Raw genomic sequence first — 1375 nt, forward strand, 5'->3', positions numbered from 1 at the left:
CTTCCCGGCAAGTGGGAGTATTACATTGACCGCCTATCCTGCCATATCGCTTCCAGCGGGAAGAAATACAAAAGCCATGCAGCCACGATTTACAAGTGGGCGCAGGAGGACGCAGCCAAGAAAGCCCCGAAAAAGGGCATACCCGATTATACCTGTAAGGAGGGCGAGAGCTTATGACGAATGGATTTGATGAAATGATTTTGAATATGACCGACACCACGCCGGAGCCGGAGGACTACACCGGCGAGGACGGGCTTTTATACTGCGGGAAGTGCCACAAGCCCAAAGAGGGCTATTTCCCCAAAGAAACCGCCGCATGGCTGGGGCGTGACCGCCACCCGGCAGAATGTGACTGCCAGCGGGCAGAGCGTGAGGAACGGGAAGCCGCAGAGAAACAGCGCAGTCACCTTGAAACTGTCGAGCGGTTGAAGCGGCGGGGCTTTACAGACCCGGCTATGCAGGGCTGGACGTTTGAGAACGACAACGGCAAGTGCCCGCAAATGGAACACGCCCATTTCTATGTGGAGAACTGGGAAACCATGAAAGAGCGCAACATTGGCTATCTGCTATGGGGCGGCGTTGGCACAGGCAAGAGCTATTTTGCGGGCTGTATCGCAAATGCCCTTATGGAGCGTGAAATCCCCGTGTGCATGACAAACTTTGCATTGATATTGGGTGACCTTGCCGCCAGCTTTGAGGGCAGGAATGAATATATCTCCCGACTTTGCAGCTTCCCGCTGCTTATCCTTGACGATTTTGGAATGGAACGGGGAACGGAATACGGCTTAGAGCAGGTCTACAACGTGATTGACAGCCGTTACCGCAGCGGCAGGCCGCTGATCGTCACGACTAATCTCACGCTGGAGGACTTGCAGCACCCGGAGGACACCGCCCACGCCCGCATTTATGACCGTCTGATTGAAATGTGTTCTCCTGTCCGCTTTACCGGGAGCAACTTCCGAAAAGCCACGGCGCAGGAGAAAATGGGACAACTGAAAAAGCTGATGAACAGAAAGGAGAGCCGCCTATGACCAACACCCCAAAGAATGACCGCAGCACCCGCCGCCCGGATTGCGTGACGGAAATCCGCATAGGTAATTCTGTCCTTGTCGTTTCCGGCTATTTCAAGCAGGACACCACCGCCACCGCCGCCGATAAAATGCTGAAAGTGCTGGAAGCGGAAGCTGCTACACAAAAATCGGCAATTTGACGGGACGTAAAGAAGCAGAAAGGACTGTACAGCCAGCCCCGGCGTGTGGTATGATAGTCATACGGAATAGTGGGGCTGGCTGTCGGAAATGGAGGACACTATGTTAAGACAGACCACCCGAAACCTTATTACCGCCCTTTATCCGAGATTATCCCACGAGGACGA

The 1375-nt window shown here is 54.3% G+C and carries 2 protein-coding genes; both read left to right on the forward strand.

Annotated elements, in window-relative coordinates; genetic code table 11:
* Positions 1 to 173: 173 nt before the first annotated feature.
* Positions 174 to 1031: an ATP-binding protein gene (locus HOLDEFILI_RS18050; protein ID WP_002605635.1), complete on the forward strand. Its 858-nt coding sequence runs from the start codon at positions 174 to 176 to the stop codon at positions 1029 to 1031.
* Positions 1028 to 1210 carry a transposon-encoded TnpW family protein gene (locus HOLDEFILI_RS18055; RefSeq protein ID WP_002605634.1) on the forward strand — a complete coding sequence of 61 codons (183 nt, stop codon included), beginning with the start codon at positions 1028 to 1030 and terminating at the stop codon, positions 1208 to 1210. Before HOLDEFILI_RS18050 ends, HOLDEFILI_RS18055 begins: the two co-directional genes overlap by 4 nt.
* The last annotated feature ends 165 nt before the right edge of the window (positions 1211 to 1375 follow it).

The organism is Holdemania filiformis DSM 12042, assembly GCF_000157995.1.
Lineage (GTDB): Bacteria > Bacillota_I > Bacilli_A > Erysipelotrichales > Erysipelotrichaceae > Holdemania > Holdemania filiformis.

Excerpts from the sequence above, each read along its gene's own strand:
- HOLDEFILI_RS18050 (WP_002605635.1), top strand. The coding sequence starts at position 174 with ATGACGAATGGATTTGATGAAATGATTTTGAATATGACCGACACCACG.
- HOLDEFILI_RS18055 (WP_002605634.1), top strand. The coding sequence starts at position 1,028 with ATGACCAACACCCCAAAGAATGACCGCAGCACCCGCCGCCCGGATTGC.